This window comes from Myxococcus sp. CA056 (assembly GCF_013336715.1).
Classification (GTDB): domain Bacteria; phylum Myxococcota; class Myxococcia; order Myxococcales; family Myxococcaceae; genus Myxococcus; species Myxococcus llanfairpwllgwyngyllgogerychwyrndrobwllllantysiliogogogochensis.
In genome coordinates this window covers 1,386,484-1,406,980 of the sequence record NZ_JABUMT010000001.1, presented here as the reverse complement: position 1 = coordinate 1,406,980, position 20,497 = coordinate 1,386,484, and the positions used below count along the sequence as shown (strand labels likewise).

At 68.4% G+C, this 20,497-nt stretch carries 17 protein-coding genes; 10 read left to right on the top strand and 7 right to left on the bottom strand.

What is annotated here, in order from left to right; genetic code table 11:
* The first annotated feature begins 308 nt into the window (after positions 1 to 308).
* Positions 309 to 767 carry an SRPBCC domain-containing protein gene (locus HUA76_RS05805; RefSeq protein WP_174460213.1) on the top strand — a complete coding sequence of 153 codons (459 nt, stop codon included), beginning with the start codon at positions 309 to 311 and terminating at the stop codon, positions 765 to 767.
* A 287-nt stretch (positions 768 to 1,054) separates the two neighbouring features.
* Positions 1,055 to 3,409: a transglycosylase SLT domain-containing protein gene (locus HUA76_RS05800; protein WP_174460212.1), complete on the top strand. Its 2,355-nt coding sequence runs from the start codon at positions 1,055 to 1,057 to the stop codon at positions 3,407 to 3,409.
* Between the two features lie 223 nt (positions 3,410 to 3,632).
* On the opposite strand, the gene HUA76_RS05795 is transcribed toward HUA76_RS05800, so the two are convergent.
* From HUA76_RS05795 to HUA76_RS05770, 6 genes are all read right to left on the bottom strand, one after another.
* Positions 3,633 to 4,379 (bottom strand): SDR family oxidoreductase, encoded by a 747-nt coding sequence (locus HUA76_RS05795; RefSeq protein ID WP_141646412.1) that lies wholly within the window; start codon positions 4,377 to 4,379, stop codon positions 3,633 to 3,635.
* 213 nt (positions 4,380 to 4,592) lie between these two features.
* Positions 4,593 to 5,810, bottom strand: a complete 1,218-nt coding sequence (locus HUA76_RS05790) for a PLP-dependent aminotransferase family protein (RefSeq protein ID WP_141646411.1) — start codon at positions 5,808 to 5,810, stop codon at positions 4,593 to 4,595.
* Positions 5,807 to 6,289, bottom strand: coding sequence for an Lrp/AsnC family transcriptional regulator (locus HUA76_RS05785; RefSeq protein ID WP_141646410.1), 483 nt, complete (start codon positions 6,287 to 6,289; stop codon positions 5,807 to 5,809). The genes HUA76_RS05790 and HUA76_RS05785 overlap by 4 nt, the downstream gene beginning before the upstream one ends.
* A 297-nt stretch (positions 6,290 to 6,586) precedes the next feature.
* Complete coding sequence (locus HUA76_RS05780) at positions 6,587 to 6,856, bottom strand: hypothetical protein (RefSeq protein WP_174460211.1); 270 nt, start codon at positions 6,854 to 6,856, stop codon at positions 6,587 to 6,589.
* Between the two features lie 184 nt (positions 6,857 to 7,040).
* A complete protein-coding gene (locus HUA76_RS05775; protein WP_254613988.1) occupies positions 7,041 to 7,979 on the bottom strand; it encodes a TraB/GumN family protein in 939 nt (312 codons plus the stop codon).
* 75 nt (positions 7,980 to 8,054) lie between these two features.
* On the bottom strand, positions 8,055 to 8,465 hold the full coding sequence (locus HUA76_RS05770; protein WP_174460209.1) for a hypothetical protein: 411 nt from the start codon (positions 8,463 to 8,465) through the stop codon (positions 8,055 to 8,057).
* A 692-nt stretch (positions 8,466 to 9,157) separates the two neighbouring features.
* On the opposite strand from HUA76_RS05770, the gene HUA76_RS05765 reads away from it, so the two are divergent.
* From HUA76_RS05765 to HUA76_RS05740, 6 genes are all read left to right on the top strand, one after another.
* A complete protein-coding gene (locus HUA76_RS05765) occupies positions 9,158 to 9,895 on the top strand; it encodes a TetR/AcrR family transcriptional regulator (protein WP_141646404.1) in 738 nt (245 codons plus the stop codon).
* Positions 9,896 to 9,906: 11 nt separating this feature from the next.
* The gene (locus HUA76_RS05760) at positions 9,907 to 10,902 is read left to right on the top strand and encodes a 3-oxoacyl-ACP synthase III family protein (protein ID WP_174459402.1); all 996 of its coding nucleotides are present in this window, start codon (positions 9,907 to 9,909) and stop codon (positions 10,900 to 10,902) included.
* Between the two features lie 15 nt (positions 10,903 to 10,917).
* Positions 10,918 to 12,471 carry a long-chain fatty acid--CoA ligase gene (locus tag HUA76_RS05755; RefSeq protein ID WP_174460208.1) on the top strand — a complete coding sequence of 518 codons (1,554 nt, stop codon included), beginning with the start codon at positions 10,918 to 10,920 and terminating at the stop codon, positions 12,469 to 12,471.
* A 121-nt stretch (positions 12,472 to 12,592) separates the two neighbouring features.
* Positions 12,593 to 13,192 (top strand): hypothetical protein, encoded by a 600-nt coding sequence (locus HUA76_RS05750; protein WP_174459404.1) that lies wholly within the window; start codon positions 12,593 to 12,595, stop codon positions 13,190 to 13,192.
* Between the two features lie 176 nt (positions 13,193 to 13,368).
* Positions 13,369 to 15,027, top strand: coding sequence for a hypothetical protein (locus tag HUA76_RS05745; RefSeq protein WP_174459405.1), 1,659 nt, complete (start codon positions 13,369 to 13,371; stop codon positions 15,025 to 15,027).
* Positions 15,028 to 15,029: 2 nt separating this feature from the next.
* Positions 15,030 to 16,211: an alpha/beta fold hydrolase gene (locus HUA76_RS05740; protein ID WP_174459406.1), complete on the top strand. Its 1,182-nt coding sequence runs from the start codon at positions 15,030 to 15,032 to the stop codon at positions 16,209 to 16,211.
* A gap of 377 nt (positions 16,212 to 16,588) precedes the next feature.
* Here HUA76_RS05740 and HUA76_RS05735 read toward each other — a convergent pair whose 3' ends face one another.
* A complete protein-coding gene (locus tag HUA76_RS05735; protein WP_174459407.1) occupies positions 16,589 to 17,611 on the bottom strand; it encodes a lipase in 1,023 nt (340 codons plus the stop codon).
* 152 nt (positions 17,612 to 17,763) lie between these two features.
* Between HUA76_RS05735 and HUA76_RS05730 the strand changes: the two genes are divergently transcribed.
* Positions 17,764 to 18,801, top strand: a complete 1,038-nt coding sequence (locus tag HUA76_RS05730; protein ID WP_174460207.1) for a medium chain dehydrogenase/reductase family protein — start codon at positions 17,764 to 17,766, stop codon at positions 18,799 to 18,801.
* 940 nt (positions 18,802 to 19,741) lie between these two features.
* Positions 19,742 to 20,425, top strand: coding sequence for a hypothetical protein (locus tag HUA76_RS05725; RefSeq protein WP_174460206.1), 684 nt, complete (start codon positions 19,742 to 19,744; stop codon positions 20,423 to 20,425).
* Positions 20,426 to 20,497: the final 72 nt, after the last annotated feature.

The following is a 20,497-nucleotide window of genomic DNA, read 5'->3' as shown; positions in this document are numbered from 1 at the left end:
CCCCTCGCCGTGCACCCCTGGTCTGGGCTCCCCATCCGATGCTGCGGAGGGCGGCCCGCGGTGGCTTGTCCCACCATGCGCGATGCCCGTGGGCTGCTCGCGTGGGAGAAGGGGAGGGGACGCCGTCTCCTTTCCGGGAAACGCACGGGCTCTCCGCTTCTTCCTGATTAACGTAGAAAGTCGCGATTCTCATGTCATCCCGCAATCGCCCCGCGGGGCATGTGGGCGTCGTGGGGCGGTCGAAAGAGGACACCGGACGGGCTGGGGGTGGCTTCCAGTCGCCAGTGGCGAGGGGAGCGGGGAGAAAGATGTTTCGACTGAGGACCGAGGCCTTCATCGATGCGCCGCCCGAGGCGGTGTGGGCGGTGCTGGGAGACTTCGCCCGCTATCCCACGTGGAACCCGTTGATGGTGGAGGCGCGAGGGCGGGTGGAGCGCGGGGCGCACGTGAAGATGAAGGTCCGCCCGCCGGGGGGACTGGGGCAGGTGTATGGCTTCACGGCGACGCTGACGCGCGTGGAGCGGCCGGGGGCGCTCGAATGGACGGGCGGCATTCCGGGCGTGATGCATGGGCGACACTTCTTCCTGTTGTCCGCCGAGGGCACGGGGACGCGGCTGGTCCACGGTGAGGACTTCAGCGGCGTGGTGACGTGGGTGGCGGGGCGCATGCTGAAGACGCTCCAGTCCTCCTATGAGGCGCTGAACCGCGCGCTGGCGGAGCGGGTGAAGGCGGAGCTGGCGAACCCCTCCGTGTCCACGTCGGCCTGAGCGCGTTCGTCCGCGTCCACGGTGGCGCGCTCCTCAAGAGGTGACGTGAGCGGCTCTGGTGGGTCCGCCGGTGCGTGAGGCTCCGCGGGTGGTCTTCCGCCCCACTCGCGCGCGGACGCGCCCACGCGTGGCGCCGTGCTCCGTCGTGTTTCGTGCAGTGACGCGTGGACACAGCGCGCGCGTGTATCGCCTGGACGACGCGTGCGCGTTCGACGCGCGTGTCACCCGGTCCCAAGTCCGCCCGGCGTGCAAATCCTCAGTGGCCCGATTCGCGGAAGAGGGCATGCATGGATGGACGACGTCGGCTGCGCGTAGGTGCCATGGCGATGTGCGTGGCCTGTGCGGGCCTGGTGGGCGGCGCGGGTTCCGCTCGGGCGCAGTCGCCCGAGGATGACGGGCCGGGTGAGGTGCTGTCGGAGGAGCAGTTGGAGCAGTTGCTCGACACGTCGGCGGAGCAGCCGTCGGGCGCGGAGCTGTCGGTGGTGTCCTTCGGGCCCGAGCAGCTCGCGCCCTACTTCGCGGAAGGCGTGCTCGCCAAGGCGCGGGCCGAGCTGCGCCGGGGTCGTCATGCTCGCGCGCGTGCGCTGCTCGAGGACGAGGAACCCACGCTGCCGGTCCGCTTCCTGCGTGCGCAGAGCTCGATGTTCGCTCGGGACTACGCCACCGCCGCGGACGAGTTCGCCGCGCTGGCCGTCGACTACGTCCCGCTGAAGGACCACTGCCTGCTGTGGGCGGCGCAGGCGAATGAGAAGCTGCGTCGGCTGGAGCTGGCGGCGTCCCAGTACCGCGAGGTGAGCGCGGGCTCGCCGCTCTACGCGGAGGCGCGCTTCAGTCTGTCGCGCGTCCTGCAGCGTCGGAAGGACATCCCCGGCGCGCTGCAGGCGCTTCAAGAACTCATCGACAGCCGGCAGGCGCGTGGGCCGGATGCGCTGCGGATGAAGGCGCTGCTGGCCATCTGTGATTTGGCGCGCGTCCAGGGGCTCTACAACGTCGAGCACCGCGCGCTCCTGGAGGTGTGGGCCACCAATCCCCTGTCGCGCGAGGCGCAGCGTGCCCGGCAGCGGTTGCAGGGCCTGCCGTTGCCCACCAAGTGGAAGGTGCGCCGGGGTGAGGCGCTGGTGGAGCTGCACCGCCACGCCGCCGCGATGGACATGCTGTGGGGCGTGATGTCCTCGGTGGACCTGCCCGACGAGCTGTCCTGTCGCGCGCACCTCGCCTACGGGCGCTCGTTGCGCAAGGACCGGCAGCACCGCCGCGCCATCCAGCTCCTCTCGCCCGTGGCGGAGAAGTGCATGTCCGCCGAGCAGCGGCCCCAGGCCCTCTATGTGCTGGGCTACTCGCAGTCGGTGGTGGACCCCAAGGCCGCCATCAACACCTATGCGACGCTCGCGCGTGACTATCCCGAGCACGGCTATGCCGATGACGCCCTGTTCTTCGAGGCGTGGCTCCTCCAACGTACGGGCCAGCTCGACAACGCCTTGGCGCGTTACGAGGAGACGGCGCGTCGCTACCCGGGAGGCAACTTCGCGTCGGAGGCGCTCTTCCGGGCCTTCTGGCTGCACTCCAGGCGCGAGGCTCCCGCCGAGGCGCTGGCCGCCCTGGAGGCCGTGGAGAAACTGCCTGCGGCGTCGCGCACGGACGAGGCGCTGTGGCGCTCCCGCTACTGGCGCGCGCGTGTGCGGGAGCCCGTGCCCCTGACGAACGCGACGGCGCTCGACGACTACGAGCAACTGGCCACCGAGCGACCCGCGACCTGGTACGGGATGCTGGCGCGCTCGCGGCTGGCGTTGCTGGCGCCGGAGCGACTGACACGCCTGGCTCCGCCTCCCGGGGCCGGTGGTGACGTGCCGCCGCCGGACGAGGTGTGGCCGTTGCCGCCCGGGCCGCTGCGCCATGACGCGCGCTTCGCGGCGGGCGTGGAGCTGATTCGTCTGGGGCAGCCAGGGGCGGCGGAGGAGCTGCTCGCGGTGAACTCGCGGGGACTGGCCGAGGCGCCCGCGCGCCTGCTCTACCAGACGGTGCTGCGCACGGGGCGCAAGCGGGCCGCGCGGCAGGTGGCTCGCGAGTCACTGCGTCAGGAGGTTCAGGGGCCCCTGAGCGCGGCGTCGCGTCCCGTGTGGGAGGCGACGTGGCCGCTGGCGTTCCGGAATGTCATCCAGCGCTACGCTCGCGCCTCCAAGGTGGACCCGGACCTGATGCAGGGCCTCATCCGCGAGGAGAGCCGTTTCCGTCCGCAGGCGCGCTCGGCCACGGGGGCGCTGGGGCTCGCGCAGCTCATGCCCGCGACGGCGAGGCAGGTGGCCAGCTCGCTGAAGCTGGGCGAGGTGGGAGAGGCGGCGCTGCTCCAGCCCGCGCAGAACGTCCGGCTGGGCTCGGCCTACCTGGGGCAGTTGCTCAACCGCTTCGGCGGGAACATGGCGTACGCGGTGGCCGCCTACAACGCGGGGCCCGGCGCGGTGGACCGCTGGCGTCACGCGCTGCCGCAAGCGGAGCTGGATGAGTGGGTGGAGCACATCGCCTTCGACGAGACGCGCGAGTACGTGAAGCACGTGCTCGGCAGCTACGGCGCCTACAAGCTGCTCTACAAGGGCGAGCCCGTGCTGCTGCACCAGACGCGCGTGGGCGACGTCAGCCGAAGGTAGAGGGCGAGGGCCTGTCGCGTCCGCATGTCGCGGGCGCGTGCTCCGCCAGTCCTGGCGAAGGAGCCGCGCCGTCGCGAGGTACCCGTCTGGTCGAGCTCGGCCAAGAGCACGAGTTGCCCAGCCCGAGCGCGAAGCGTCTGCTCTGTGTGGAGCACGACGCGTGCGTCGGGCGACCCGTGCGAGCCGCGTCCCCACGCCCGGTGGGGACACGGTCCGGAGCGGCCTAGAAGTTGAGGCCGCCGTCCACGTCGATGGTGCGGCCGTTGAAGTAGTCGCACTCGAGGATGAACTTCACGGCCAGCCAGATATCCTCGGGCAGGCCGATGCGGCCCACGGGAATCGAGGCCACCAGCGCGTCGCGGGCCTTCTGGTTCATGCCCTGCGTCATCGGCGTCTCAATCATGCCCGGGGCCACCGCGCCCACGCGGATGCCGAAGGGGCCGAACTCGCGCGACCACGTCACCGTGTTCGCCGCGAGCGCCGCCTTGGCGGACACGTAGTTGGACTGACCGCGGTTGCCGTGCCGGGCGATGGACGACATGTTGACGACGACGCCGTTGCCCTGGTCCGTCTCCACCATCTTCGCCACCACCTCGCGCACCATCAGCGTGGCGCCCGTGAGGTTGACGCCGATGACGGTGTTCCAGTCGGCGGTGGACAGCTTCTTCACCTGGCCCGTGGTCCGGTCCTTCTTCACCAGCAGCGCGTCGCGCAGGATGCCCGCGTTGTTGATGAGGCCGTTGAGCCCACCCATCGCGCCGTGCGCCCAGCTCACGAAGGAGACGATGTCGTCCTCCGAGGACACATCCAGCTTGCGGCGGTGGATGCCCGCGGGCAGCGCCGCCAGCTTCTCCTCGTTGACGTCGCCCACGGCCACCTGCGCGCCCGCCTCCACCAGCCGCTGCGCGAAGTGCGCGCCCATGCCCTGGGCACCGCCCGTCACCACCACCTTCAGGTCCTTGAGCTGCATGTGTCTGTCTCTCCGGTGTGTTGGGAGCGGCTGGGGAACCCGTGGGCGCCGTGCCGCCGTTGAAACCCGCCGCGCAGGCTACGCAACCCGGCCCTCCCTGGCCAGCGCCGAAGAAGTTGAAACCTGAATCGGTATTCAACTCAGGCGGGAATGAAAACGCCGCGTCGGGAACTCCGACGCGGCGCGGCACGGCCTTGGTGTGTCAGCGCGGGGCTAGAGGGCGCCGGAGATGACGGCGCCCAGCCGGCGCATGCCCTCGACAATCAGGTCGGGCGGCCGGTTGGAGTAGTTGAGGCGGATGAACTCCGAGCGCGGGTTCATGGCGAAGAAGGGGCTGCCCGGGACGAAGGCGACCTTCTGTTCGACGGCTCGGGGCAGCAGGGTGTCGCCGCTGATGCCGGGGGGCAGCTTCGCCCACAGGAACATGCCGCCGTCGGGGTGCGTCCAGCTCATGCCCTCGGGCATGTGGGCCTTGAGCGCGTCCAGCATGGTGTTGGCGCGCTCGCCGTAGACCGGGCGCAGCGAGTCCAGGTGCTTGTAGTAGTCGAAGTTCTGCAACAGCTTCACCACGGCGCGCTGGGCGACGGTGGCGGTGTGCAGGTCCGTGGACTGCTTGGCGATGGTGAGGCTGCGCACGAAGTCGCGCGGGCCGGCCACCCAGCCGATGCGCAGGCCCGGGGCCAGCGTCTTGGAGAAGGTGCCCAGCGACACGACGACGCCCTGGTCGTCGAAGGCGGCCAGCGACGGCAGGTGCTCGCCCCGGAAGCGCAGCTCGCCGTACGGGTCGTCCTCGAGGATGAGGAAGCGGTGCTGCTGCGCCAGCCGCACCAGGGCCTTGCGGCGCTCCAGCGCCAGCGTGGTGCCCTTGGGGTTCTGGAAGTTGGCGACGACGTACAGCATCTTGGGCTTGTGCGTGGCCAGCACGCGCTCCAGGTCGTCGATGCGCATGCCGTCGTCGTCGCTCTCGACGGTGGCGAACTTCGCCTCGTAGCCGCCGAACGTCTGCAGCGCCGCGAGGTAGCTGGGGTTCTCCACGATGACCAGGTCACCCGGGTCCAGGAGCACCTTGGCCACCAGGTCGATGCCCTGCTGCGAGCCGTTGGTGATGAGAATCTGGTCCGCGTCGCACACGCGGCCCGCGCGGGCCAGGTGCGTGCAGATCCACTCGCGCAGCGGGGCGTAGCCCTCCGTGGTGCTGTACTGGAGCGCGGCGCGGCCTTCCTGGGCCATGACCTGGGCGTGCGCCTCGGCGATGGCCTCCAGGGGGAAGAGCTCCGGGGCGGGCAGACCGCCGGCGAAGGAGAGGATGTCCGGGCGCTCGGCCACCTTGAGGATTTCGCGCACCGCGGACGTCTTGATGCGCGACATGCGTTGGGCGAGTCGCCAGACCGGTGGCGGGGGAAGGGGTGCGCTCATGGCGTCGGCGCTCATCTTTCACTCTCCTTGGCGAGCTCGGGAGGCACGCGGACATGCGTGTCCTCCTTGATGGAAGACAGGACGATGGTGGTCTGGGTACGGGTGACGCCCGCGATGGTGCGCAGCGTCTCCACGAGGAGCGAGTCGAGCGTCCGCGTGTTCGCCGTCTTGACCTTCACGAGGTACGAGTCCTGCCCGGCGACGCGGTGGCACTCCAACACGTCCGGCAGCGCGAGGACCTTCTTGGCGAAGCCCTCGAAGTACTTCGGATGCTCGATGCTCACCCCGATGAAGGCGGTGATGTCCTTGCCCAGCTTCGTCGCGTCGACGCGCGCCGCGTAGCCGGTGATGACGCCCCGCTCCTCCAGCTTGCGGATGCGCTCGGCCACCGCTGGCTGGGACAGCCCCACCGCGCGGGACAGCTCCAACTGCGTCGCGCGGCCGTCGCGCTGCAGCAGGTCCACCAGGCGGAAGTCGAGTTCATCCAAGGGCATGGGCGGGATGGACCTTATTTTTATAAGTGCCTTGAGGTTTCGACAGCTAAATTAAATTTGGCATGCAAAATAAGCAAGTGGGGCGAAATCGCAAGTCCGAATGACGTGGGAGGTCGCTCGGAGGGCAGATTGCTCACGGGGAGTCAGGGGCGCGGGGGGTTGTCTGCACGCGGGGTCTGGTGCGGGCATGCGCCTCGCGGGTGATGTGTGGAGCGCGGCCTCGACGGGCGGACCCGGAGGCGGGCGTCACACGTGCGGCGAGGCCCCTTCCCTTGAGGAGGAGCCCCTGGACCGCGGTCAGCCGTTGTAGCTGCAGAGCCACTTGTTGAACGGCGTGCGCTGACACTCGCACTCGCCTTCCGCGCCGTCGTTCCAGGTGCAGTTGGTGACCGCTCCAGGGCGACAGAAGGTGCCGACGAGGGACTCGCAGACGCCGGCGAGTTCGGAGGACACCTGCTCCGTCTGCACGCTGTTCTCGGCGCCTTCCGAAAGCGCCTCGTCACCCGCCTCCATTCCACCGCACGCCGACAGACTGAAGGCCAGGACCACCATCCAGATTGCTCGCATGACTACCTCCATGGTTTCGCGCGGAATGCTCGAAACGCAGGGTTAGCTTATCTGGAGGGGACAGGACTGGGCAGGGGGCGCTGGGGCGCCGCGCGGATGGGGAGGGCCGAGCGACGCGGTGCACTGGCCCGAAGAGAGTCATTCGAAACGAATGACCGAATCACTGGGGATGCTCTTCACGAAGTCAGTCGAGGGGTGTTTCGCGGGGGAGCTGGCGCACGGAGTGGCCCTTCTTCTGGAGGAGGGCGACGATGCCCTCGGGGCCGACGACGTGGCCGGCGCCCACGACGACCAGGTGCACGCGGGGCTCGGTGAGCAGGGCTTCCAGGCGTGAGGCCATCTGCACGTTGCGCTCGAAGAAGACGCGCTCGTAGACGGGGCGGTAGGTGGTGTCCTTGGCGCCTTCGAGGAGGAGGCCCGCCATGCCGTCCGCGTCGCCGGCCTTCCATGCGGAGGTGAGCGCCTCGACGATTTCACCGGGGCCCTGTTCGCGGCGGAGCTGGTCTCGGAGCATGAGGTCCTGGAGGTTGTCGGGGGTGCCGGAGAGCATGCGGAACTGAGCTTCGGCGGTCTCCAGCTCCAGCACCTGCTTGTGGGCGGCGTGGGCGCGGTCGAGGAAGGCGCGGTCCACGCCGTGGCCCTGCTCGTAGCCTGCGGCCTTGAACTCCAGGTTGTTGAGGACGATGCCGGCGAGCCAGGGGCGCAGGCGCTCCAGTCCCTGGGGTTGCACGCCCAGGCGCGTGGCGGCGCGGCTCAAGAGGTCGCGGGTGCTGGGGTCCAGGCGCTGGGAGAGGCTCTGTCCTTCGGGGAAGGTGCCCAGCTCGCGCACGAGCTTCTGCATGGCGGCCTCGTCCGTTCGGGTGGTGTCCACCTCGACGGCGAGGACGTGGGCCTTGGTGAAGGCGGACTCCATGGAGGAGGGCAGGGTGAGGGCGCCGGCCTTGCCCATGTGGATGGAGCCGACGAGGTACGCGGTGCCGCCGCGCGGGTCCTTCACTTCCCACAGGAAGGCGTTGCCCGTGTCGACCGGGACGTACTTCCGCGCGGCGGGCGTGGAGGCACAGCCAGCGCCGAGCAGGGCGACGACGAGCAGCGACAGCGGCAGGGACGACGGGCGCTTCATGGCGTGGGCTTCCCCTTGCGTTTCCACGCATCGAACCATCCGGGCACCTGTCGCGTCGAGGTGCGATGTCCCGGGTCAGTCCCGCTTCAAGATGACGCCGTCGTCACTGATGGCGTAGCTCGCGCCGGGGTCCATGACCTCGGGCTTGAGGCCGCAGCGCTCTGCTTCGTTGGGCGTGAAGTGGACGAAGGTCATCCGCTCTCCGCGCACCAACCAGGCGTCATAGGTGTCGAGCGAGTGCAGGCACCGGGTCATGGCATCGGCGTCCTTGGGCGGAGCCGTTCCCGGATGCAGGTAGTCCTCCAGGGCGATCTGGAGCGCCTTGAGTTGGTGGCCCTCCACGATGATGGATGCGTCCTTGGCCCAGGAGGGGAACTGGATGCTGTCCGCGACCTCGGGAGGCGCGAGTGGTGCTTGAGGACGTGCGCGCGAGAGATGGCAGCCCCCCAGCGAGAGCGCGAGCACACAGAGACTGAGTCGCTTCATCCGGAGGAACCTCGAACGGGTAGGAGTGGGTTCCGCCGACATGGTCCCTCGGGGTTGAGTGTATCCACGGGGGGGCTTGCCCGTCAGAACCTCACTCCATCGAGTGTTTGCAGGACAGCGCGGAGTGCCTCCTCCGTGGTGCCGGTGCGCTTGGCGACGGCGGGCGCCGAATAGGTCACGGCCGCGGTTTCCGGAGGTGAATCCAGCATGGCCTCCACGGTGATGCGGCTGGTGCCGGGCCAGGGTGCCGCGAGCAGCTCTTGTCGTCTGCGAGTCGGGTCCAGGAAGGTGAAGCATGGCCAGGACGGGAGCTTCAGCGTGTCGACGCCTCGGTTGTTCCATCGAGACCGTACGCGGGGCCTGCGCCGTCCCACAGGCCGTCAGCAATGCGAGCAGGAGGGCACCAGCCCGACGGAGCACCATGCGTCTCTCTTCAGCGGCGAGGACCTCCGACGCTACGAGGAACCCATTTCCACCACGAGGACGTTGCGCGTCGCGCCACCTCGCCAGAACGGATGTTCTTACAGGGCGGTGAGCACCCCGCTGACCCCCGCGCCATTCGGGGTACGCTCCGCCGAGTGGAGACATGAGGTCTCCAGGTGACGCCCTGCGTCGCCCACAGTCCATGACGCGCGGAGCCATTCTCCGCGCTTTGACAACCCCGTCGAGCGGGTGCTACCGCTAGGTGAAACATGAATCGGCCTTCAACTTCTCCAGACCGCTCCGGACCCGTCACGCCGCGAGGACAGCGGACGCGTGCGAAGCTGCTGAAGGCCGCCGAGTCGGTCTTCGGAGAGAAGGGCTACGAGCGCGCCTCCATCGCGGACATCACCCGCAAGGGCGGCGTGGCGCTCGGCACGTTCTACGTCTACTTCCCGGACAAGCAGTCCATCTTCGTCGAGGTCGTCGACGACCTGGGCACCCGCCTGCGGCGCCTCATCGGTGAGTCCACCGCCGCCTGTGACAGCCGCATGGACGTGGAGCGCGAGGGCCTGCGCACCTTCTTCCAGTTCGTCCGCCAGCACCCCAACCTCTACCGCGTCGTGCGCCAGGCCGAGTTCGTCGACGCCGACTGCTACCGCCGCTACTACGACCGCTTCGCCAAGGGCTACGTCAACGGCCTGTCCATCGCCATGGACGCGGGCGAAGTGCGCCGCATGGACCCGGAGGCACTCGCCTACTGCCTGATGGGCATCGCCGACTTCCTCGGCATGCGCTGGGTCCTCTGGGAAGAAGACCCGGGCCTGGAGCGCGTGCTCGACACCGCCATGGGCCTCATCCGCCACGGACTGGATGCCCGCTCGGCCGCTCCCGCGCGCAACAGCGTCAAGTCCACACCCTCCAAGGCGAGCCCCGCGAAGGCCGCCCCCGCCAAGAAGAAGAACACCCTGCGTCCCGCGCGCCGTCCGGCGCGGAGCGCCCGGAGCTGAGAAGACCGCACATGCGATACGCGCAGATCCTCGCCACTGGCCGTTACGTCCCCGAGAAGGTCCTCACCAACGCGGACGTCGAGAAGATTCTCGGCGAGCCAGTGGACGAGTGGCTCCAGCAGAACGTGGGCATCAAGGAACGCCACGTCATGGCCGACACCGAGGCCACCAGTGACCTCTGTGTCGCCGCCGCCCGTCAGGCCCTGGAGCGCTCCGGGACGAAGCCCGAGGAGCTGGACCTCATCATCGTCGCCACCGACACACCCGACTACCTGAGCCCCGCCACCTCCTCCGTGGTGCAGGCCAAGCTGGGCGCCGCCAACGCCGGCACCTACGACCTCAACTGCGCGTGCGCTGGGTGGGTGACGGCGCTGGACGTGGGCTCGAAGACCATCGCCGCGGATGACGGCTACCACCGCATCCTCGTGGTCGGCGCGTACGGCATGACGCGCTACGTGAACTGGAAGGACAAGAAGACCTGCACCCTGTTCGCGGACGGCGCGGGCGCGGTGGTGCTCGGCGCGGGAGACAAGCCCGGCTTCATGGGCGCGCGGCTCCTGGCCAACGGCGAGTATCACGACGCGCTCGGCATCTACACCGGTGGCACCCACCGCCCCGCCACCGCGGAGACGCTGCCCCTCACCGGTGGCAAGCCCGCCGTCCAGTTCGTCCGCAAGTTCCCCGCCACGTTCAACACCGAGCGCTGGCCCATGCTGTTGGACCAGCTCCTCAAGAAGCAGTCGCAGACGCTGGACGACGTGAAGCTCTTCGTCTTCACCCAGCTCAACCTGCGCACCATCGAGGCCACCATGAAGGTGCTCGGCCAGCCCATGGCCAAGGCGCACTACACGATGGACAAGTGGGGTTACACCGGCTCGGCCTGCATCCCGATGACGCTCGATGACGCCGTCGTCCAGGGCAAGGTGCGACGGGGCGACCTGGTGGCCTTCTGTGCCAGCGGCGGTGGTCTCGCCATGGCCTCCGCTCTCTACCGCTGGACGGCCTGAGTCTTGGAGGCGCGCATGTTCATCGGCGACTGGATGGGGCGGGGCGCCCTGTACTGGCCCGAGCACGTCGCGGTGGTGGACACGGCCAAGGGTGACGCCGGCCGCTTCACCTACCGTGCCCTGAACACGCGCGCCGAGGCGCTCGGCGGCTGGCTGCGCGACGTGGCCGGCGTGAAGCGCGGCGACCGCGTGGGCATCGTCGCCCACAACGGCGTCGAGTACCTGGATGCGCTCTACGCCTGCGGCAAGCTGGGCGCCATCTTCGTCCCCTACAACTGGCGCCTGCACGCGACCGAGCTGACGGACCTGGTCCGCGCCATCCGCCCGCGCGTGCTCCTCTTCGGCGACGACTTCCGCGACGCCGTGGCCCAGGTGCGCGAGAGCATCGGCGACTCGCTGCGCCTGGTCTCCCTGGAGTCGCAGGGGCTGCCCGGCGCGGCCCCATACGCGGACGTCCTCGCGCACCGCTCCGCCGAGCCCGTGAAGAACGACGCGGTGTCCGAGGAGGACACCCTGTGTCTGCTCTTCACCGGGGGCACCACGGGCCGCTCGAAGGGCGCGTGCATCAGCTACCGCATGGTGGCGTGGAACACGCTCAACACGCTGGTACACGAGCTGCGCCCCGGCGACGTCACGGTGACACACACGCCCATGTTCCACACGGGCGGGCTGCTCGTGTACTCGGTGCCGTTGCTCACCGCGGGCGGCACCATCGTCATCATGCGCCGGTGGGACCCGGAGGAGCTGCTCACGCTCATCCCGCGCGAGAAGGTGTCGCTCTTCTTCGCGGTGCCCACGCAATACCAGCAACTGCTCGACTCGCCGCGCTTCGCCACGACGGACTTCTCCACCGTGCGCTTCATGACCAGCGGCGGCGCGGCGCTGCCCGTGCCGCTGATTCAAGCGTGGCAGGCCGTGCACGCGGTGCCCTTCAAGCAGGGCTTCGGGATGACGGAGTTCGGCCCGGGAATCTTCAGCATGGGGCCCGAGTTCGCGGTGTCGAAGGCGGGCTCCATCGGCCGCCCCAACTACTTCATCGCCGCGAAGCTGGTGGACGACGACGGCCGCGAGGTGCCCACGGGCGACGTGGGTGAACTCCTCCTCAAGGGCCCCTCCATGTGCTCGGGCTACTTCGAGGACGAGGCCGCCACGCGCGAGGCCATCGACCCGGATGGCTGGTTCCACACCGGCGACCTGGCTCGCAAGGACGCGGACGGCTTCTTCACCATCGCGGGTCGCAAGAAGGACATGTTCATCTCCGGCGGAGAGAACGTGTACCCGCTGGAGCTGGAGTCGGTCCTCTACGAGCACCCCGCCGTGCAGCAGTGCTCGGTCATCGGCATGCCCGATGCGAAGTGGGGCGAGGTCGGCCGGGCCTTCGTGGTGCTCAAGCCCGGAGAGGCCTGCTCCACGGAGGTGTTGATGGAGCACCTGCGCGGGAGGCTCGCGCGCTTCAAGGTGCCCAAGCGGGTGGAATTGGTGGAGCGCCTGCCCATCTCCGCGGCGGGAAAGATTCTCAAGCGCGAGCTGCGCGAGGCGGCCATCGCCGCCGATGCGGAGGGCCAATGACACCCTCCGTGTCCGACGCGCCGCGCTGAGCCATTCACGGAGGGCCCTGGAGTCAGGCCCTTCGCATTGACGACTGTCGTCACATCCCGGCGGTGACGCCGGAGGGAAGAGGAGCACTCACATGAAGAAGAAGCTGCTGTCCGCGGTCATGGTTTGCGCGCTGGGCCTCGTAGGCTGCGGAGATGATGACGACAAGGACCCGCCCGTCGAGGCGCCCAAGCTGAACAGCTCCGCCAACATCCTCGCGTTCCTCGAGGGCAAGACGCTGCTGATGGAGGGGGCCAACATCCCCAGCCACCCCAACGGCTTCAGCGAAGATGTCGACTTTGGCGCGTCGTCCCAGTGTTACCAGAAGGTCACCATGTCGGTGGCGGGTGGCAACTTCAAGGTCGACAGCGTCCCGGGCACCATCACCGATGGCGTCTGCAACCATGACGCGCCGAAGAACCCGCTCTCCTTCACCTCCAACACCGTCCTCATCGAGAACGTGACGTCCGACGGAAGCTGCTTCGACGTGACGTTCACCTTCCCGGGTGGCCTGGTGCAGGAAGGCCGCGGTGGCTTCACCGCCGACCAGAAGACGCTCAAGCTGGAGATCTTCTTCAAGAACCAGTCGACGGGCAGCCGCTGCGCCAACGGCGCGGTGGGCGCGGCCGGTACCGTGACGCTCAACGGCCAGTCCTTCGCGGGCAACGCCGTGCAGACGTACGCCGTCCGGTAGGCCGCCGCACCTCGTGCCGGAGGGAGGGTGCGCTCCCGCCCTCTCTCTGGACGAAGGACGGGACGCGGGCGCTCGCCGCCCCGTCCCAGGAGCACGGCCGTACGCAGCGCCAGCGACAGTGGTGACATCCGAGCCCGGTGCACCGGGAGTGCCCCGCGCGCGGGGCCGAGGTGGATATGACGGGAAGTGGGTTTGAAGCACGCGAGACGCTGCGGCGAGGCGCGAGGATGCTCGCGGCGCTGGGGCTCGTGGGACTGGCGACGCCGGCCGCCGCGCAGAGCACTCCGGTGCCAGGGTTGTACGCCGAGTGGCTGGAGGCGAAGGACCGCGAGGAGGACGCCGAGCCTCGTGAGCTCACCCTCATCAACTACTTCTTCACCCGCGTCTCCATGACGAACCAGGTCGGTGACCCGGCGGGCCTGCGCGGCGTGTCGCTGGGGCCCATCGGCTCGCCGGTGGGCAGCGCGGTGAGCACCGAGTCGGGCCGCTCCGCGTACTTCATCGAGCAGCGCTGGATTCCCGTCATCGAGTACAGCCCCTTCTTCGTCGACGGGCTGGCGTCCTTCCGCGCGCAGTTCGAGGTGGACTTCCTCTGGGGTCGCTCGGCCAACACCATTGGCCAGAACGAGGGCGGCGGCTTCAACGCCGACCAGGTGAACATCCAGACGAAGAACGTCAACGTCGCCATCTACCCGACGCGCAATCCCAGCCAGCTCACGCTGCTCGTCGGCACGCAGCCCGTCTACGACAACGCCCATGACCCGACGCGCACGCCGCTGTCGGACCTCACGCGCACCGGCTACAAGCTGGCCTTCCTCGGCAGCGACGCGACGGGCCTCTCCATCTTCAGCGGAATCAAGGGCAACGCGCGCGTCAGCCTGATGCCGCTGGGCACCGCGCAGGCGGACCGCGCCACGAAGAACGACCCGCGCCTGAAGTACATCTGGCTGGCGATGGCGGACTACGTCTACCCGGTGCGCCCCAACACCAACGTGGGCGCGTCGTTCTGGTACCTGAACGACGACACCAAGGGTGACGCGTACGCCTTCGAGGGTCTGGTGAAGAGCGGCCCGTCGTCCTCGGGCCTGCCCGGCTTCACCGGCACCGCGCGCTTCAACATCAACCGGCCCACCGGCAGCGTCTTCTGGGCGGGTGCGCACTTCAATCACAACATCGACTTCCGCAACGGCCGGCTCGGGGCCTCTGGCTTCGTCATGTACAACGGCGGCAAGTACGAGAGCGACGACCCGGAAAACTCGGTGCTCGACGAGCTGGACATCTCCGGCGTGTCCGCCAACCTGGAGGTCATGTACCAGTGGGGCCGTGGCCCCGGCGACGTCATCACCGTGGAGGGCATGTTCTCCTCGGGTGACTCCAATCTGGAGGATGAGAAGTACACGGGCGCCTTCACGCTCAACCAGTACGGCCTGCCGGGCGCGGTGTGGTTCAACCACAAGATGCTCATCCTGTTCCCCTTCACCAGCACGGTGAACAACTACACGGGCGCGGTGACGGACATCTCCAACCAGGGTTACGGCCTGCGCGCGGGCATCGCCTCGGCGGCGTGGGACATCATCCCCAACAAGCTCAACCTCAAGGTGGCCACGGGCCTGGCCAACGCGGGGGCGGACCCGGCGCGCTGGGTGGCTGATGTGCGGCGCGGCCGGTTCATCGGCGCGGAGGTCAACGCGGAGCTTCGCTACCACCTCCGCTACCTGATGACCGTGGGTCTCCACGGCGGCTACCTCTTCCGCGGCAGCTTCTACGACGGTGCGACCACCGTGCGGAGCGACCCGTGGGCGGCCTTCACCACCTTCACCTGGTACGCGTTCTGACCATGAGCTCCTCCCGCGCTTTCACCGCGTTGCTCCTCGCGGCGGGGCTGTCCTCCGCCGGTTGCGTGCGCTCGTATGCTGGCGAGTCCGCGCTGTCCTTCCAGGACCTCGACTACTCCACCGAGGGCACCAAGCAGCCCTGGCCCGTGCACCGCGCCGCGCTGCCGGACGTCACGGCCCGCTACAAGCTGGCCACCGAGCTGCACGTCGCCTACGTGGACCTGCCGGCCTCGTCGCCGGACGCGAAGACGGTGGTCTTCGTGCACGGCCTTGGCTCCTATCTGAAGTTCTGGCGGGCGCAGTTGGATGTGTTCCAGGCGCAGGGCTATCGCGTCATCGCGGTGGACCTGCCGGGCTTCGGCAAGTCCGACAAGCCGGCGACCTTCCCGTACACCATGGAGGCGATGGCCGACGTGGTGCACGAGCTGACGCGAGGACTGGGCGTGGACAAGCCCATCCTCGCGGGACACTCGATGGGTGGGCAGACGTCGCTGTCGTACGCCATCCGCTATCCGGAGTCGCTCAGCGCGCTGGTGCTGGTGTCGCCGGCCGGGTTCGAGAAGTTCAGCTGGAAGGAGAAGGCGTGGTTCGCGCGGGTGATGAGCGCGGACTTCATCAAGTACGCGCCCGAGGCGAACATCTGGGGCAGCGTGCGCCAGGGCAACTTCATGCACTGGGGGCCACAGCTCGACTGGCTGGTTGAGGAGCGCGTGCGGCTGGCGAAGTCGCCCGAGTTCGACTCGTACGCCTACGCCAACGTCCGCACGGTGCGAGGGCTGGCGCACAACGACTTCGTGCGTGAGGGCCTCCAGCACGTCACGGTGCCCACGCTCATCGTCTACGGCACGGATGACCGGCTGATTCCCAACCCGTTCCTCCACGGCGGCGACGCGCGCGACATCATGGAGTACGGCGCGTCCCGAATCCCTGGTGCCGCGCTGGCGCCGATGCAGGGCTGTGGCCACACGGTGCAGCTCGACTGCCCGGCGCCGTTCAACGAGACGGTGCTCGCGTTCCTGAAGGACCCGGCGGCGGCGAAGCCCTTTGTTCCGAAGGAGGAGCCGAAGGACAAGGCACCGAAGCCGGGTGAGCCCGCGCCGGTACCGGGGGCACCAGGGAGCCAGCCCTCGCCCACGCCCGCGCAGAACGATGCGCCGGCTCCGTCGCATGGCCCGAGGCCGTGAGCATTGGCTCCGCCGCGTCCTGAGTGGGATGCGGCGGCGCGGGTGGTGCTCGCGAAGAGACGCGTCGTGCTGGATGCGTGACGGTGTTGGCGTGGATGCGAGGTCGTCGTCCGGTGCTCGCGACATGGGGACGGCCTCATCCTCGGTGTGGATGAGGCGCGTCGCCCCGGCCCGTGACGCGAGGACGGCCGCATCCACTCCCCCACGGCGTGGATGGGCCGTCGACCGGCGCCCTCGGTGACGAAGGTGCCGGAGCTCGCTGTCACGGTGCTGTCGAAGGACGAGGCGCTTCCGTCCTTCCTGGTGTGATGCCGAACCGGCCCGTGTCTCCCGGCGGCGCCTGGACGTCGGCGTGCCGGGAGCCCGTGGCGCGTGCCTTACGGAATGGTGTGGTTGCGCACCATGCTGTACTGCACCGCCGCGGTCAGGTCCTTCGAGTTGAAGTGCCCGTAGGGATAGGCCGAGTAGACCTTCTCCCCATTCTGACCGGGGATGCGGGAGGTGTACTCGCCGTAGACGATGCCTCCGTAGTTGATGATTTCATCGGCCGTGGAATAGATGCTGTAGCGGTAGGCACCCTCGTAGCCGCTCGTGGAGCGCAGGTTGTCCAGGTACGCGGAGCGCCCCATCACCAGGCCGAAGTAGAGGTAGCCCGGATACAGGCCGTTGGTGGAGCCACACGTCGGAGTCGACGGGCCCGTCTGGTAGCAGGACGTGAGGCCCAGGTTCGCGCCGGCGATTCCGACGAAGGTGTCCACCGAGCCGGTGAGCGCCGCGCCGACGTTGTACGCGCCGCCGTTGGCCGAGTCATTCGCCGAGCCGCCGAGGATGGCCTTGCGCGCGAGCGTCACGCCCATGGAGTGGGTGATGATGTCCACCTTCGTCGCGCCGGTGTACGCCTTCACCGCCTCGATGAACTTGCGCACCTTCATGACGTTCGTCTTCGAGTGGTACTGGACCGCGGTCTGCATGATTTCCGCGGGGCCCCACGTCGTCGCGTACAGCTCGCTCGGCTTGTAGCCGTTGGCGAGGAAGTACTCGATGGAGGCGTTCCAGCCCGACTGGCCGGCGGTGCCGGTGCCCACGGCCTTGTCGGAGTTGCCGTGGATGAAGATGACGGGCGTGTTCACCACGGTGTCGGTGCCGCTCGCCTTGCCGCCGAAGCTGCCGCCGACGAGGTCGGCGCGGGGGAAGTCGTAGCTGTCGTAGCCGTTGGCGGAGAGCCACTGACGGAAGTGCGTGGTGAGGCCGGCGGTGGAGACGGCGGCGGACTCGGTGGTGCCGAGCTGCTCGGCGGCGGGGGCTTCGGGAGCGAGTGACTCCTCGTGCTCGGGTCCGCAGCCAGTGAGGGCGCCGACGAGCAGCGGGGCCATGAGGAACAGCGAATGCCGCAATCGCATGGAGGACTCCTTCTGTTGTGGGGGATGCGCGCCCGGACCAATGAAAGTCATCGAGCGCGAGACACAGTGTAGAGACATCTCGTGCGCGCGTCGCCCGCCACGTGAACGTGCATTCACGTTGTCGCGCTGCGTCGCGTGATACTCACGGGGACATGAGCGCACGCAAGGTCGTCATTCCGAAAGCCGGTGGATATGGGCAGCTCCGACTTGAAAACCTGAATCAACTTTCACCTGGGCCGGGGGAGGTGGTGGTGGCCACCGAGGCCATCGGGGTGAACTATGCGGACTGCGTCATTCGCATGGGCCTGTACGCCTCCGCGAAGGAGTATGTGGGGTGGCCGATTACCCCCGGCTTCGAGTTCGCGGGCACGGTGCAGGCGGTGGGTTCCGGTGTGGAGGACCTGTCGCCCGGGGCGCGGGTGTTCGGGGTGACGCGGTTCGGCGGGTATGCGACGCACGTCGCGGTGCCTCGGCACCAGGTGTTCGCGCTGCCGTCGAAGCTGACGATGGAGCAGGCGGCGGGATTTCCGGCGGTGTTCCTGACGGCGTACTACGCGCTGTTCGAGCTGGCGCATCCGAGGCCGGGGACGAACGTGCTGGTGCACTCGGCTGCGGGCGGGGTGGGCAGCGCGCTGTTGCAGTTGGGGCGCATCGCGGGGTGCCGGATGGTGGGCGTGGTGGGTGGGACGCACAAGGTGGAGGCGGCGCGTGCGTTGGGCGCGGACGTGGTCATCGACAAGAGCCGCGAGGACTTGTGGAAGGCGGCGGAGGCGGCGTCGCCGAAGGGGTACGAGGTGGTGCTGGATGCGAACGGGCCCTCCACGCTGCGCGACAGCTACCGCCATCTGGCGTCACCGGGGAAGCTGGTCATCTACGGGTTTCATTCAATGTTGCCGCGCACGGGTGGGCGACCGAACTACGCGAAGCTGGCGTGGGATTGGATGCGGACACCGCGCTTCGACCCGCTGACCTTGACGAATGACAACACGAGCGTGCTGGCGTTCAACCTGTCGTACCTGTTCGAGCAGCGCTTCGTGTTGGAGGACAGCATGGCGAAGCTGCTGGCGTGGGTGGAGGAGGGGAAGCTGGTGTCGCCGCAGGTGACGAAGTTCCCGTTGGACTCCGTCGCGGAGGCGCACAAGGCGCTGGAGTCCGGGACGACGGTGGGCAAGCTGGTGCTGGTACCCTGAGCGCGGGTGGGGCTCACGGTGTCGTGCGAGAATCGTGAGCCTTCCGTGAGGATTGTTGGAGCGGTGCTCCTCAGAGTGCCGCCATGTCTTCGCCCTCGGTTCGCAGTGGCACCTCCGCGAGTGGGATGTGGCGGGTCGTCATCTTCTGTCTGGCCATGATGCCCGTGGGATGTGCTCCGCGAGGAAAGGTGGATCAGGCTCGGAGGGGAGAAACATCTGGTTCCACTGAGGTCCCGGTGGAACGTGAAGCGCATTGTGTGCGGGGGCCCGAAGAGCGGTCGCAGTGGCCTGTCCTCATGCCGGCGGGCGCCCTGGCCGTCACCTTCAACTCTGAATTCGAGCCAGACGCCCAAAGTGGCGAGCACGAGAAGTCGTCGCGCTGTATGTGCTCTGAGTTCCTTCATCAACTAGGCGAGAGACCTCTTTGGCCCGCGGCATCAGGGACGGAGGTCTACCGGTTCACCTGGGTGCACTCCTTTCCCAAGCCCGTGAGCGTCCGGGTCGAGCGCTTCGGAGATATCCATCGACTCCAGGTGAGCTGGGAGCGCAGAGAGGCTGATATCCATGCCTCTGAGCCCACGCTCCATCGCACCCGCTTTCTACTGCCCAGCGAGTGGTCCGAGGTTCTGCGCAGGTTGGACGACTTTGGTTTCTGGAAGTACAGGACGCGAAAGACGCGTGGGGAGGTGATTGATCTGGATGCCTCCATCTGGTTGCTCGAAGGTGTCCGGCAAGGGCGCTATCGGGCATATCAGGTGTGGTCACCCAATGACGAAGGAGAGGGCAGGGCTTTTCGCGACGTGTGTCTCTATCTGTTGGACCTCTCAGGCCTGTCTGTTTCTCCCGACGAAATCGGCCGGTCACGTGGTCCGACGGACAGCCCAGATGCGGGTGCCGTGAATTGGACAGGCCCACGGGCCGGTGAAAGGCTTTCATCACGATGAAGAAATCGTTGCCTGTGGTGACGGGAGTCCTGGGCCTTGTCCTGGGTGCTTGGGGAAGCGTGGTGGTTCTGTCCAGCCGTCACAACCAGGCGCCACCTCCGCCCGAACCCGCTTCGGTCGCCCAGGCGGTCGTGGACGACCGTTGCCCGCGAGAGCAGGCACTCGACGGGCGTGTCGCCACGCTCGAGCGTCAGTTGAAGGAGGCCCAGGACGCACGGCGCTCGGCCGAGACGCGCCTTCAGGCTGTCGCGCCTTCGCCCTCACCCGCGCCACCGGCTCCCGCGCCCGTGCCGCCCTCCGAGGACAGTCTCCCATTGCCCTTCCCCGCCAACGCGCCCCCTGCCTTCACGCCCAAGGGCTTCCAGGCCCTCGTGGAGCGCTCCATCCAGGAGTGCGGCCTGAAGATGAAGCTGGAGGCCATGGACTGCTCCGAATACCCCTGCATCGCCTGGACGGACTCCCAACAGGAGCGCATCAACATGGCCGAATGCGCCCCCTGGGCCGAGGCGTTCGGCCACAAGACGTCCGTGGTGGTGCAGAACGTGATCGGCGCGGACGGAGGCACCCGCGCCCTCGTCGGACTGATGGCCGTGCCCGAGGACCCCACGGAGCGACGCGTGGCCTTCCGACGCTCCAGAGAGCGGACGAGCTCCCTGCTGCAGACCTACGTCCAGCCCTGAGCCGCGCCGTCCAGGGCCTCGGTGCGCCTCACCCCTGAAGGCGTGTGGGTGTCTGGAATTGAATGGCACCCC